Below are 13,587 nucleotides of genomic sequence, written 5' to 3'. Positions count from 1 at the left end.
CAGAAGAAGCCTCCGTGTCTGATAAGGATACGGAGGCTTTGTTCGTTTTATATCTTTACATATACTTAGATGCCGGCATGGATTGTTCTTGTGTTTTAGGCCATGAGTTTTCTGCTGATTTGTAGTGATATCAGGGTGAAATGAACATAAAAAAATGAATATTTTACTCTAAATACTACATAATGAGGATAATTATTCGTATCTTTGTCGCCCGAATAAACAAAAGAAGCTTTGGGAAAGTTTGATAAATACAAAATAGACCTGAAAGGTATGCAAGCAGATTCATGCAAATATGAGTTTGTGCTAGACAACCTTTTCTTTGCCAATATTGATGGACCGGAAGTGCAGAAGGGTAAAGTCAATGTGGTGTTAGTTGTAAAGAAAACATCTCGTGCTTTCGAATTGAACTTCCAGACAGACGGAATGGTGTGGGTGCCATGTGACCGTTGTTTGGACGATATGGAACAGCTTGTCAGCTCGACAGATAAGCTGCTGGTTAAGTTCGGTCATGAATATGCCGAAGAAGGTGACAATCTCATTGTAATTCCCGAAGAGGAAGGTGAGATTAATGTAGCATGGTTTATGTACGAGTTTGTAGCTTTGGCCATCCCCATGAAGCATGTGCATGCTCCGGGTAAGTGTAACAAGGCAATGACCAGCAAATTGAGTAAGCATATGCGCACTACTCCGGATGATGATATGGCTGAGGACACATTTGCTCCGGAAGAAGAAGTGGAGCTGATGAATGAAGAAGAAACGCAGGTAGACCCGCGTTGGGACGAATTAAAGAAAATATTAGATAACAATTAAAGATTAAAGAAAATGGCACATCCTAAGAGAAGACAGTCAAAAACAAGAACTGCGAAGAGAAGAACTCATGATAAAGCAGTAGCTCCTACACTGGCTATTTGCCCGAATTGTGGTGAGTGGCATGTATATCACACTGTATGTGGTGCATGTGGTTACTATAGAGGTAAGCTTGCAGTTGAAAAGGAAGCTGCCGTATAATTACGGTCAGTTTGACTAAAACTTATACTTGAATATCGGGCGTCTAAAAAGATTTGTAATTTAATAAGCAAACCTTTTTAGACTACCGTTGTTTCAGTAGTTCTATAAGTAAACAAGATTTTAATGGAAAAAATAAATGCAGTAATTACAGGAGTCGGCGGTTATGTACCTGATTACGTCTTGACAAACGACGAAATCTCAAGAATGGTGGATACCAATGACGAATGGATTATGACTCGTATCGGAGTAAAGGAAAGACGTATCCTGAATGAAGAAGGGTTAGGTAGTTCCTATATGGCGCGTAAAGCTGCCAAACAGCTGATGCAACGTACTGGCGCGGATCCGGATGATATAGATCTGGTGATTGTAGCTACTTCCACTCCGGATTATCATTTCCCTTCTACAGCTTCTATTTTATGTGATAAGTTAAGGCTGAAAAATGCATATGCTTTTGACTTGCAGGCAGCCTGCAGCGGATTTCTCTATCTGATGGAGACGGCGGCCAATTTCATCCGTTCTGGAAGATATAAGAAGGTTATCATTGTGGGAGCCGACAAGATGTCGTCAATGGTTGATTATACAGACCGTGCTACTTGTCCTATCTTTGGAGACGGTGCTGCAGCTTTCATGCTCGAGCCGACAACAGAAGATGTAGGTATTATGGATGCTATTCTGAGAACCGACGGCAAAGGTTTGCCTTTCCTGCATATGAAAGCGGGTGGGTCGGTTTGTCCTCCCTCTTATTTTACTGTAGACAACCACATGCATTACATTTATCAGGAAGGACGTACTGTGTTTAAGTATGCCGTATCCAATATGTCGGATGTTAGCGCGGCCATTGCCGAGAAAAACGGTCTGACAAAGGATAGCATTGACTGGGTGATTCCGCACCAGGCCAATCTTCGTATCATTGATGCTGTGGCACATCGTCTGGAAGTTCCTCGTGAGAAAGTACTGATTAATATCGAACGTTACGGCAATACCAGTGCTGCTACGTTGCCTCTTTGCATCTGGGACTTTGAAGATAAGCTGAAGAAAGGCGACAACCTTATTTTCACTGCATTCGGCGCAGGATTTACCTGGGGAGCCGTGTATGTGAAGTGGGGATACGACGGAAAGAAGCAGTAACATACTATTGCTAAATATAATATGATAAAAACGCATCCTATTTCGATTCGATGCGTTTTTTTGTCTCAATTCAAATACTGAAGTCATGCACAAAGCAGGTTTTGTAAATATCGTGGGAAATCCGAATGTGGGCAAATCCACATTGATGAACGTTTTGGTAGGTGAGCGCATTTCTATCGCCACTTTCAAGGCGCAGACCACCCGTCATCGGATTATGGGCATCTATAATACGGATGACATGCAAATTGTGTTTTCGGACACTCCGGGTGTATTGAAGCCAAACTATAAGTTACAGGAGTCCATGCTTAATTTCTCCACTTCGGCATTGGCGGATGCAGATGTGTTGCTGTATGTGACAGATGTGGTTGAGACTCCCGACAAGCATAATGATTTTGTGGAGAAAGTAGGACACTTGGACGTTCCGGTATTGCTGCTTATCAATAAGATTGATTTAAGCAACCAGGAAAAGCTGGTGGAACTGGTGGAAGCATGGAAGGAATTGCTGCCGAAGGCGGAAATTATTCCTATCTCTGCTACTTCGAAATTTAATGTGGATTATGTCATGAAGCGGGTGAAGGAGCTGTTGCCCGACTCACCTCCTTATTTCGACAAGGACCAGTGGACGGACAAGCCGGCGCGTTTCTTCGTGACCGAAATAATCCGTGAGAAAATTCTGTTGTACTACGATAAGGAAATCCCTTATTCGGTGGAGGTGATGGTAGAACAGTTTAAGGAGGAGGCAAAGAAGATTCATATCAGTGCCGTAATCTATGTGGAGCGTGATTCGCAAAAAGGTATTATCATAGGCAAGCAGGGGAAGGCTTTGAAGAAAGTGGCTACTGAAGCGCGCCGTGATTTGGAGAGGTTTTTCGGGAAAACGATATTCCTGGAGACGTTTGTGAAAGTTGATAAGGATTGGCGGAGTTCGGACAAGGAACTGCGTAATTTTGGTTATCAGCTGGATTAAGAGTTATTCATACGACTGTGACAGTCGCAAAAAACAAAGAGTGTGAACTATGGGAAATTTAGTTGCAATCGTAGGACGTCCCAATGTGGGAAAGTCTACATTATTTAACCGTCTGACCAAGACACGTCAGGCAATTGTGAATGAGGAAGCGGGAACCACCCGTGACCGCCAATATGGAAAGACCGAATGGTTGGGACGTGAGTTCTCCGTGGTAGATACCGGCGGTTGGGTAGTGAACTCTGATGATATTTTCGAAGAAGAGATTCGTAAGCAGGTATTGATGGCGGTGGACGAAGCCGACGTGATACTGTTTGTGGTGGATGTGATGAACGGGGTTACGGACCTCGACGAGCAGGTAGCTGCCATCTTGCGTCGTGCCAAGAAGCCTGTGTTGCTGGTTGCCAATAAGACTGATAATCATGAACTGCAATACAATGCTCCTGAGTTCTATAGCTTGGGTTTGGGTGACCCTTATTGTATTTCTGCTGTAACGGGTAGCGGTACGGGCGATATGATGGACCTTATCGTCAGCAAGTTCAAGAAGGAATCTGATGAAATTCTGGACGAGGATATTCCCCGCTTTGCAGTAGTGGGACGCCCTAATGCCGGAAAGTCTTCCATAGTCAATGCCTTTATTGGAGAAGACCGCAACATCGTGACGGAGATTGCCGGTACCACGCGCGATTCTATCTATACCCGCTACAATAAATTCGGTTTTGATTTCTACCTGGTAGATACGGCGGGTATCCGTAAGAAGAACAAGGTGAATGAGGATTTGGAGTACTACTCCGTAATCCGTTCCATTCGTTCCATTGAGAATGCAGATGTATGTATTTTGATGGTAGACGCTACGCGTGGCATCGAAAGCCAGGATTTGAATATCTTCTCCTTGATACAGAAGAATGCCAAGGGGCTGGTGGTTGTGGTGAACAAGTGGGACTTGGTGAAGGACAAGACTGTGAAGGTGATGAAGACTTTCGAAGATGCTATCCGCAACCGTTTCGCTCCGTTTGTGGATTTTCCTATCATCTTTGCTTCGGCACTGACCAAACAGCGTATTCTGAAGGTATTGGAAGAGGCGCGTGATGTGTACGAAAATCGTATGACGCGTATTCCGACAGCTCGTTTGAACGAGGAAATGCTGCCGCTTATCGAGGCGTATCCACCCCCTTCAATTAAGGGTAAGTATATCAAGATAAAGTATATTACGCAGTTGCCCAATACCCAGGTGCCGTCATTTGTTTATTTTGCAAATCTTCCACAATATGTGAAAGAGCCTTACAGACGATTCCTGGAAAATAAGATGCGTGAGAAATGGAAGTTGACCGGAACTCCGATAAATATCTATATCCGGCAGAAGTAAAATATATCGTGATGATATAGTCGATTCTATTAACTGGTTTTATGAAGAGAAAGCGTCCGGAACATAGCTTCCGGACGCTTTCTTATGTAATAGGTTAGAAAATGAGGTGTGGTTTTATCCTTCAAGGTTCTGTATCTCCACTTCTTTGACTTTCCGGAATAGGTCAGATGCAAATATGAAACTGTTCAACCGCTCGTTGGTGGAAGTGAAGATATCGTCTTTATTGCCTTCCCATTCTTTGTGTCCTTCGTAAATATAGATGATTTTTTCTCCGATACCCATTACAGAGTTCATGTCATGAGTGTTGATGAGAGTAGTCATATTGTATTCTCGGGTTATATCTTGTATCAGTTCGTCGATGACAAGCGAGGTCTTGGGGTCAAGTCCTGAATTCGGCTCGTCACAGAACAAGTATTGCGGGTTTAGGGCAATGGCACGGGCAATGGCTACGCGTTTCTGCATACCGCCGCTGATTTCTCCGGGAAATTTGTCTTTGGCTTCAATCAGGTTTACACGCTCCAAGCAGAACATGGCACGACGAGTCCGATCGCGCAGGGTATCGTTGCTGAACATGTTCAGTGGAAACATCACATTGTCCAGTACCGTCATGGAATCGAACAGCGCGGCACTTTGGAAAATCATTCCCATTTCCCGGCGGAGCGCTTTCTTTTCCTTCTTTCCCATGGCGAGGAAGTTGCGGTGGTCATACAACAATTCTCCTTTGTCCGGTGTCAGCAGACCCACGATACATTTCATGAGTACGGTTTTTCCCGAACCGCTCTGCCCTATGATTAGGTTGGTCTTTCCATTCTCGAAAGTGGCATTGATATCTTTCAGTACCTCTTTTTCTTCAAATGATTTGCAAAGTCCTTTCAGTTCAATCATCCCATTAAAAGTTGAGTTAATATTAGGTCGGCGAATAAGATAAGTACGCTGCTGCATACTACGGAGTCGGTGGACGCCTTGCCCACTTCGATGGAACCGCCTTCGACGGTGTAACCGAAGAATGCCGATACGCTGGCAATGATAAAGGCAAAGAACAGCGACTTGATGATGCCGCACCAAATAAACCATTCGACAAACATGTACTGCAAGCCGTATTCTAAATCTACCGCCGACATGATGCCGCCGAACCAGCAAGTACAGAAGGCACCTATGATACCGGCGAATATACTGAACGTCACCATCAGTGGAATGGTTGTCACCATAGCGGCAATTTTCGGTAGGATGAGATAGTTGGCAGAATTGACACCCATAATTTCAAGGGCGTCTATCTGCTGGGTGACTCGCATGGTGCCCAGCTCCGAGGCGATGTTTGACCCGACCTTTCCTGCCAGAATCAGACACATGATGGAGGAGGAGAATTCCAGCAGCATGATTTCTCGGGTTACATATCCCACTGTCCATCGAGGCATGAAAGGACTCTCGATGTTCAACTTTATCTGTATGGTGATTACAGCTCCGATGAAGAACGATATCAGCAATACGATGCCGATAGAGTTCACGCCGAGCTGTTCCAACTCGTTGACATATTGGCGGAAAAACATACGCATACGTTCGGGACGAGCAAATACGCGTCCCATCAGTATGATATATCGTCCCACTGTCTTAAGTGCTTTAAACATGACATATAAGTATTTGAATGCAAATGTACACTATTTCGGCTTATTTTTGCTACATTTGCGGCGAAAACCTTTAGAGTATGGAAGAAGAAAAAGGCATAAAGGACAATGTAGAGGAAGTTAAGGAAAATCTGCAGGTCGGACCAAGCTTGACTGCCGGGGCAGAGCCACGGGAGGAAGGTAGCATGGTGCTGCGTACGGAGGATTTGGTGAAAAAGTACGGAAAGCGTACGGTAGTGAGCCATGTGTCCATTGATGTGAAGCAAGGGGAGATTGTCGGTTTGCTGGGGCCGAATGGCGCCGGTAAGACAACTTCGTTTTATATGACCGTAGGGCTGATTACTCCCAATGAGGGACGTATCTTCTTGAATGATTTGGATATAACGAAATATCCGGTATACAAGCGTGCGCAGACGGGTATCGGTTATTTGGCGCAGGAGGCTTCCGTGTTCCGTCAAATGAGTGTGGAAGACAATATTGCATCTGTACTGGAAATGACCGACAAGCCTTTGGAGTATCAGAAAGACAAGCTGGAGAGCCTGATTGCAGAGTTCCGCTTGCAGAAGGTAAGGAAGAACAAGGGTAACCAGTTGTCAGGTGGCGAGCGGCGCCGTACAGAAATTGCCCGTTGTCTGGCCATTGACCCCAAATTTATTATGTTGGACGAGCCTTTTGCCGGTGTAGACCCGATTGCAGTGGAGGATATTCAGCAGATTGTGTGGAAGTTGAAAGATAGGAATATCGGCATTTTGATTACTGACCACAATGTGCAGGAGACGCTGAGCATTACCGATCGTGCTTATCTGCTATTTGAAGGAAAAATTTTGTTCCAGGGTACGCCGGAAGAGTTGGCCGAGAATAAGATTGTACGTGAAAAGTATCTGAGTAATAGCTTCGTACTTCGTCGCAAGGATTTTATGAAGTAATCCCGGATACTGTCGATTGATAGAAATAAAAAAAGACCACTCATTCAGTGGCCTTTTTTTATTTCTCCTTAAATCTCTATGATTAATATTTTGGAGGTCTTGCTTCTTTCACTACCATTTGGCGGCCGAAGAATTCAGCACCGTCTAGTTCGGCAATAGCTTTAGCTGCAGCAGCGTCATCTTCCATTTCTACAAAAGCGATGCCTCTGAAACGTCCGGTGGTGCGGTCATTGATAAATTTTACAGAAGATACTGTGCCGTAATCTTCCATTGCCTTCTGCAGGTCACTCTCCTTAACGCGGTAGTTAAGGTTTCCAACATAAATGTTCATAATGAAATTGATAAAATAAATATAATGAATAAAACTCTCTTGGAAGGAAGGCTGAATAATAAATGGATTACAACGACAGAGAGTTTACAAAAGCGTTCTTGAAAACGGAAGTAAAAACCATGTAATGGAAATCGAAAAACTAATGCGCCATCATTCCGCGACAAAGAAACGCATAAAATTCGGATAAACAATGTTTTTCCTTAATTATTTTTGTAGATTGTCGTGCCTTCGGGCAACTCCCATTTCTCTTCATAGAAACTGGACGGTTCGGTTTATCATCGTCTTTTCCCTGAGTATCTTTCCCATAAACGTCCTCCGTTGTCAGTCCGATGGTTGGGCTCTTCTACCGCTCTATCCAAGAATTAAACTGAAATAAATCGGCAATGTTCTTTTGATAATTGAAAGAATAACGCTAATTTTGCACGCCCATTTGAGATATGGAACAAAGTATAAATCAAATAAATAATTGTCAGAATGAACGTTTCATTACAAAACATTGACAAAGTAAGCGCACTGCTTACTGTAAAGCTTGAGAAAGCAGATTATCAGGAAAAAGTAGACAAATCATTGAAGAGCTTCCGTCAGAAGGCACAGATTCCCGGTTTCCGTAAGGGAATGGTTCCTATGAGCTTAGTTAAGAAAATGTATGGTAAGTCTGCATTGGCTGAAGAGGTGAACAAGCTGCTTTCAGAAACAGTATATAAGTATATCCAGGACAATAAGGTAAATATATTGGGCGAGCCTTTGCCCAACGAAGACAAGCAGCAGGAAATTGATTTCGATACTATGGAAGAGTTCGAATTCTTGTTTGATATTGCTTTGGCTCCGGAATTTAAAGCTGAAGTCAGTGCAAAAGATAAGGTAGATTACTATACTATTGAAGTTACAGACGAAATGGTGGATAACCAGGTCAAGGCTTACACTCAACGTAACGGCAAGTATGACAAGGTAGACGTTTACGAGGACAATGACATGCTGAAAGGTTTGCTTGCTGAACTGGATGAAGAAGGTAATACCAAAGAGGGTGGTATTCAGGTGGAAGGTGCTGTAATGATGCCTTCGTACATGAAAAATGATGAACAGAAAGCTATCTTTGCCGGTGCAAAAGTGAACGATGTGCTTGTATTCAATCCGAATACTGCTTGGGACGGAAATGCTGCCGAATTGTCTTCTTTATTGAAGATTGACAAGGAAGCTGCTCCCGAAGTAAAATCCAATTTCAGCTTCCAGGTAGAAGAAATCACACGTTTCGTTCCGGGTGACTTGACTCAGGAAATTTTCGACCAGGTATTTGGCGAAGGTAATGTGAAAACGGAAGAGGAATTCCGTGCCAAAGTGAAGGAAGTTATTGCCAACCAGTTCGTGGCAGACAGTGACTATAAGTTCTTGATTGACGCACGTAAGATGCTGACAGAGAAAGTAGGCAAGCTGGAATTCCCGGATGCATTACTGAAGCGCATTATGCGTCTGAACAATCCTGACAAGGAAGAAAGCTTTGTAGAGGACAACTATGACAAGAGCATCGAAGAGCTGACTTGGCACCTGATTAAAGAACAGCTGGTGAAAGCCAATGATATCAAGGTTGAGCAGGAAGACATCACAAACATGGCTAAGGAAGCTACCCGCGCACAGTTTGCACAATATGGTATGATGAGTGTGCCTGAAGAAATCCTGGAAAACTACTCAAAGGAAATGCTTAAGAAGAAAGAGAGCATAGAAGGCTTGGTTAATCGTGTGGTTGAATCTAAATTGGCTACAGCATTGAAGTCTCAGGTGGAACTGGAGCATAAGAACGTTTCTGCTGAAGAGTTCAATAAGATGTTTGCATAAGAGTAATGTGAGCCTACGGCTAAAATTTATAAAGAAACACAGAGTTTGACAAACTATAACTCTGTGTTTTTTTGTGTCTCTGTGTTCTTTTTTGTTTCTTTGTATCCTTATAAATTAAAAAATAGAAAGAAATGGATGATTTTAGAAAATACGCTACCAAGCATCTTGGTATGAACAGTTTGGTGCTGGACGATGTGATTAAATCACAAGCCGGCTATTTGAATCCCTATATCCTCGAGGAACGCCAGCTCAATGTAACGCAGTTGGACGTGTTTTCCCGTCTGATGATGGACCGCATCATTTTCCTCGGTACGCAGGTTGATGACTATACAGCCAATACTTTGCAGGCTCAGTTGCTTTATCTGGATTCGGTGGATCCGGGCAAGGATATTTCCATCTATATCAATTCGCCGGGCGGTTCGGTATATGCCGGTCTGGGTATTTATGATACCATGCAGTTCATCAGTAGTGATGTGGCTACCATCTGTACTGGAATGGCGGCAAGCATGGCAGCCGTATTGCTGGTTGCCGGTGCCGAAGGCAAACGCTCCGCATTGACCCACTCCCGCGTGATGATACACCAGCCGATGGGAGGTGCCCAGGGGCAGGCCTCGGATATTGAAATCACGGCACGTGAAATCCAGAAGTTGAAGAAAGAACTTTATACCATTATCGCCGACCACTCCCACACTCCCTTTGACAAGGTATGGGCAGATTCTGACCGTGACTACTGGATGACAGCCCAGGAAGCCAAAGAATATGGTATGGTAGATGAGGTTTTGATTAAAAAATAAATATGGCAGATTCAAGAAAGAATAAAAATAGATGCAGTTTTTGCGGTCGCACCGAAGATGAAGTCGGATTTCTCATAACGGGGATGAATGGCTATATCTGCGACAGTTGCGCCACCCAGGCTTATGAGATTACTCAGGAGGCTTTGGGGGCTGGCAAGAAGGCAAGTGCCACGAAGCTGAATCTGAAAGAACTTCCTAAACCCGTAGAAATAAAGAAGTTCCTCGATCAATATGTCATTGGTCAGGACGATGCCAAGCGTTTCTTGTCTGTGTCGGTGTACAACCATTACAAACGTCTGCTCCAGAAGGACGGCGGTGATGATGTGGAGATTGAAAAATCGAACATCATCATGGTAGGCAGTACCGGTACGGGAAAGACGTTATTGGCGCGTACTATCGCAAAGTTGCTGCATGTTCCTTTTACTATTGTAGATGCAACAGTTCTGACAGAGGCAGGTTATGTGGGTGAGGACATTGAAAGCATTTTGACACGTCTGCTCCAGGTGGCGGATTATAACGTGCCCGAGGCAGAGCAAGGTATCGTGTTTATTGATGAGATAGACAAAATAGCGCGCAAGGGTGATAATCCTTCCATAACCCGTGATGTGAGTGGTGAAGGCGTGCAGCAGGGATTGCTGAAACTGCTGGAAGGTTCTGTGGTGAATGTGCCTCCCCAGGGTGGGCGCAAGCATCCCGACCAGAAAATGATTCCGGTCAATACCAAGAATATTCTGTTCATTTGCGGTGGGGCTTTCGATGGCATTGAAAAGAAAATTGCCCAGCGGCTGAATACGCACGTTGTCGGGTATAGCGCTGTACGCAATACGGCAACCATTGATAAGAGCAACATGATGCAGTACATTGCTCCGCAGGATTTGAAGTCGTTCGGACTGATTCCCGAGATTATCGGCCGCCTTCCGGTGCTGACTTATCTGAATCCGTTGGACCGTGCGGCATTGCGCTCCATTCTTACGGAACCGAAGAATTCCATCATCAAGCAATACATCAAACTGTTTGAGATGGACAATGTGAAGCTGACGTTTGAAGATGCTGTATTTGAATATATCGTGGATAAAGCGGTAGAATATAAGTTGGGAGCCCGCGGCTTGCGTTCCATTGTGGAGACAATTATGATGGATGCCATGTTCGAAATTCCGTCAGAACAGAAGGACAATTTTGTTGTGACGTTGGACTACGCCAAGCGCCAGCTTGAAAAGGCAAATATAGCACGACTGCAAAGTGCTTAAGAATCAGATGGTAATACGGGGTAAAACCGACTATTTTACTTTTTATTGAAAAATATTCGATGGATTATGCTTGAAATTTAAGAAGTTGTTTATAACTTTGTTAGGGTTCTTTGTGAAAACAAGGCGGAGTACCACTATTAAAAGTTAACTCAATAAACAACAACCTAATGAATCATGGCAGGGAAGAAGATTAATTTGATAGACCAGCTGAAGAAATACTTCGGGTTCGATACATTTAAAGGAAATCAGGAAGCAATCATAGAGAATCTGTTGGCGGGTAATGATACATTCGTGTTGATGCCTACCGGTGGTGGAAAATCTTTGTGCTACCAACTGCCGTCCTTGTTGATGGAGGGCACGGGTATCGTGATTTCTCCTCTGATTGCCTTGATGAAGAATCAGGTCGATGCGATGCGTAACTTCAGCGAAGAGGATGGGATAGCCCACTTCATCAATTCTTCCCTAAACAAGAGTGCGATAGACCAGGTTCGGTCTGACATACTCAGTGGTAAGACAAAGCTGTTGTATGTGGCTCCGGAATCACTGACGAAGGAAGAGAATGTGGAGTTTCTGAAAACGGTGAAGATTTCGTTCTATGCCGTGGACGAAGCCCATTGTATTTCTGAATGGGGTCATGACTTCCGTCCTGAGTATCGCCGCATCCGTCCCATTATCAATGAAATAGGAAAAGCCCCTCTGATAGCGTTGACTGCGACGGCTACACCGAAAGTGCAGCATGACATCCAGAAGAATCTGGGTATGGTGGATGCGCAGGTGTTCAAGTCATCGTTCAACCGCCCGAATCTCTATTATGAGGTACGCCCCAAGACTGCAAATGTAGACCGGGACATCATCAAGTTCATTAAGAACAATCCCGAAAAGTCAGGCATTATCTATTGCCTGAGCCGGAAGAAAGTGGAGGAACTTGCTGAAATCCTGCAGGCAAACGGAATCAATGCCCGTGCCTATCATGCCGGAATGGATTCGGCTACACGAACACAGAACCAGGATGATTTCCTGATGGAAAAAATTGATGTGATTGTAGCTACCATTGCTTTTGGTATGGGTATTGACAAACCGGATGTGCGTTATGTTATCCATTATGATATTCCCAAAAGTCTGGAAGGATATTACCAGGAGACCGGACGTGCCGGAAGAGATGGAGGAGAAGGGCAGTGTATTACTTTCTATACCAATAAAGACTTGCAGAAGCTCGAGAAGTTTATGCAAGGCAAACCTGTAGCAGAGCAGGAAATTGGCAAGCAGCTTCTGCTGGAGACTGCTGCGTATGCCGAATCTTCCGTATGCCGCCGAAAAGCATTGCTTCATTACTTCGGCGAAGAATATATAGAAGAAAATTGTGGTAATTGTGACAATTGTTTAAATCCGAAAAAACAAGTGGAAGCTCAAGAATTATTGTGTACCGTGATTGAAGCTATTCTCGCGGTGAAAGAAAATTTTAAAGCGGACTATATTATAGACATAATACAAGGTAAGGAAACTTCAGAAGTGCAGGCGCATCTGCATGAAGATCTTGAAGTGTTCGGCTCTGGTATGGGCGAAGAAGACAAAACGTGGAATGCTGTGATCCGTCAGGCACTTATTGCCGGTTACCTGAGTAAGGATGTCGAAAACTATGGCTTGCTGAAAGTGACAGATGACGGTAAGAAGTTCCTTAAACATCCCAAATCATTCAAAATAGTGGAAGACAATGACTTTGAGGATGTGGAAGAGGAAGCACCTGCACGTGGAGGCGGTGCGTGTGCGGTAGACCCGGCATTGTACTCCATGTTGAAGGACTTACGAAAGAAGTTGTCCAAGAAGTTGGAAGTGCCTCCTTATGTCATTTTCCAAGACCCGTCTTTGGAAGCGATGGCGACCATATATCCGGTGACTTTGGACGAGTTGCAGAACATACCGGGTGTAGGAGCCGGAAAGGCAAAACGCTACGGCGAGGAATTCTGTAAACTCATTAAGCGGCACTGTGAGGAGAATGAGATTGAACGTCCCGAGGACTTGCGTGTGCGTACTGTGGCCAATAAGTCAAAAATGAAGGTGGCCATCATTCAGGCCATTGACCGTAAGGTGGCATTGGATGACATTGCCATGTCAAAGGGCATTGAGTTTGAAGAGCTGCTGGATGAGATAGAAGCTATCGTCTACTCCGGAACGAAATTGAATATCGACTATTTCTTGGAGGATATTATGGATGAAGACCACTTGCTGGATATCTATGATTATTTCAAGGAATCTACCACTGATAAGATTGACGATGCTCTGGATGAGTTGGGTGATGACTTTACGGAAGAAGAGGTACGTTTGGTACGCATCAAGTTTATTTCAGAGATGGCAAACTGATTGGTTTTAGTTG

Annotated in this window: 13 protein-coding genes; 10 read left to right on the top strand and 3 right to left on the bottom strand. The window is 44.2% G+C overall.

Features of this window, described 5'->3' with window-relative positions; all coding sequences use genetic code 11:
- Positions 1 to 231 precede the first annotated feature (231 nt).
- From DWZ67_RS03535 to der, 5 genes are all read left to right on the top strand, one after another.
- Positions 232 to 810 (top strand): DUF177 domain-containing protein, encoded by a 579-nt coding sequence (locus DWZ67_RS03535; protein WP_005829530.1) that lies wholly within the window; start codon positions 232 to 234, stop codon positions 808 to 810.
- Positions 811 to 822: 12 nt separating this feature from the next.
- Positions 823 to 1,008, top strand: coding sequence for a 50S ribosomal protein L32 (gene rpmF / locus DWZ67_RS03530; protein WP_004288267.1), 186 nt, complete (start codon positions 823 to 825; stop codon positions 1,006 to 1,008).
- Positions 1,009 to 1,131: 123 nt separating this feature from the next.
- Positions 1,132 to 2,136: a beta-ketoacyl-ACP synthase III gene (locus DWZ67_RS03525; RefSeq protein ID WP_005829534.1), complete on the top strand. Its 1,005-nt coding sequence runs from the start codon at positions 1,132 to 1,134 to the stop codon at positions 2,134 to 2,136.
- Positions 2,137 to 2,221: 85 nt separating this feature from the next.
- Entirely contained in the window at positions 2,222 to 3,103 is an 882-nt protein-coding gene (gene era, locus DWZ67_RS03520; protein WP_016274452.1) for a GTPase Era, read from the top strand.
- 49 nt (positions 3,104 to 3,152) lie between these two features.
- The gene (gene der / locus DWZ67_RS03515; RefSeq protein WP_005829538.1) at positions 3,153 to 4,466 is read left to right on the top strand and encodes a ribosome biogenesis GTPase Der; all 1,314 of its coding nucleotides are present in this window, start codon (positions 3,153 to 3,155) and stop codon (positions 4,464 to 4,466) included.
- Positions 4,467 to 4,580: 114 nt separating this feature from the next.
- Here the strand turns inward: der and DWZ67_RS03510 are convergent, their stop codons facing one another.
- Both DWZ67_RS03510 and DWZ67_RS03505 read right to left on the bottom strand, forming a co-directional pair.
- Entirely contained in the window at positions 4,581 to 5,351 is a 771-nt protein-coding gene (locus tag DWZ67_RS03510) for an ABC transporter ATP-binding protein (RefSeq protein ID WP_005829539.1), read from the bottom strand.
- Positions 5,348 to 6,091: an MlaE family ABC transporter permease gene (locus DWZ67_RS03505; RefSeq protein ID WP_005829541.1), complete on the bottom strand. Its 744-nt coding sequence runs from the start codon at positions 6,089 to 6,091 to the stop codon at positions 5,348 to 5,350. The genes DWZ67_RS03510 and DWZ67_RS03505 overlap by 4 nt, the downstream gene beginning before the upstream one ends.
- 182 nt (positions 6,092 to 6,273) lie before the next feature.
- Here DWZ67_RS03505 and lptB point away from each other — a divergent pair, with 182 nt between their 5' ends.
- Positions 6,274 to 7,014 (top strand): LPS export ABC transporter ATP-binding protein, encoded by a 741-nt coding sequence (gene lptB / locus DWZ67_RS03500; RefSeq protein ID WP_034523256.1) that lies wholly within the window; start codon positions 6,274 to 6,276, stop codon positions 7,012 to 7,014.
- A gap of 82 nt (positions 7,015 to 7,096) precedes the next feature.
- On the opposite strand, the gene DWZ67_RS03495 is transcribed toward lptB, so the two are convergent.
- On the bottom strand, positions 7,097 to 7,345 hold the full coding sequence (locus tag DWZ67_RS03495; protein ID WP_005829545.1) for an RNA recognition motif domain-containing protein: 249 nt from the start codon (positions 7,343 to 7,345) through the stop codon (positions 7,097 to 7,099).
- A 474-nt stretch (positions 7,346 to 7,819) separates the two neighbouring features.
- Between DWZ67_RS03495 and tig the strand changes: the two genes are divergently transcribed.
- The 4 genes from tig (at position 7,820) to recQ (ending at position 13,574) form a co-directional block, all read left to right on the top strand.
- Complete coding sequence (gene tig / locus DWZ67_RS03490) at positions 7,820 to 9,175, top strand: trigger factor (RefSeq protein ID WP_005829551.1); 1,356 nt, start codon at positions 7,820 to 7,822, stop codon at positions 9,173 to 9,175.
- 131 nt (positions 9,176 to 9,306) lie between these two features.
- Complete coding sequence (gene clpP / locus DWZ67_RS03485) at positions 9,307 to 9,969, top strand: ATP-dependent Clp endopeptidase proteolytic subunit ClpP (protein ID WP_005829555.1); 663 nt, start codon at positions 9,307 to 9,309, stop codon at positions 9,967 to 9,969.
- A 2-nt stretch (positions 9,970 to 9,971) separates the two neighbouring features.
- Positions 9,972 to 11,216 carry an ATP-dependent Clp protease ATP-binding subunit ClpX gene (gene clpX, locus DWZ67_RS03480; RefSeq protein ID WP_005829557.1) on the top strand — a complete coding sequence of 415 codons (1,245 nt, stop codon included), beginning with the start codon at positions 9,972 to 9,974 and terminating at the stop codon, positions 11,214 to 11,216.
- Between the two features lie 174 nt (positions 11,217 to 11,390).
- Positions 11,391 to 13,574 carry a DNA helicase RecQ gene (gene recQ, locus DWZ67_RS03475; protein ID WP_005829559.1) on the top strand — a complete coding sequence of 728 codons (2,184 nt, stop codon included), beginning with the start codon at positions 11,391 to 11,393 and terminating at the stop codon, positions 13,572 to 13,574.
- Positions 13,575 to 13,587 lie beyond the last annotated feature (13 nt).

The organism is Bacteroides sp. AF34-31BH (genome assembly GCF_003602795.1).
Taxonomy (GTDB): domain Bacteria; phylum Bacteroidota; class Bacteroidia; order Bacteroidales; family Bacteroidaceae; genus Bacteroides; species Bacteroides uniformis.
Note: the sequence above shows the minus strand (reverse complement) of the source record. Positions and strands in the feature narration are given on the sequence as shown.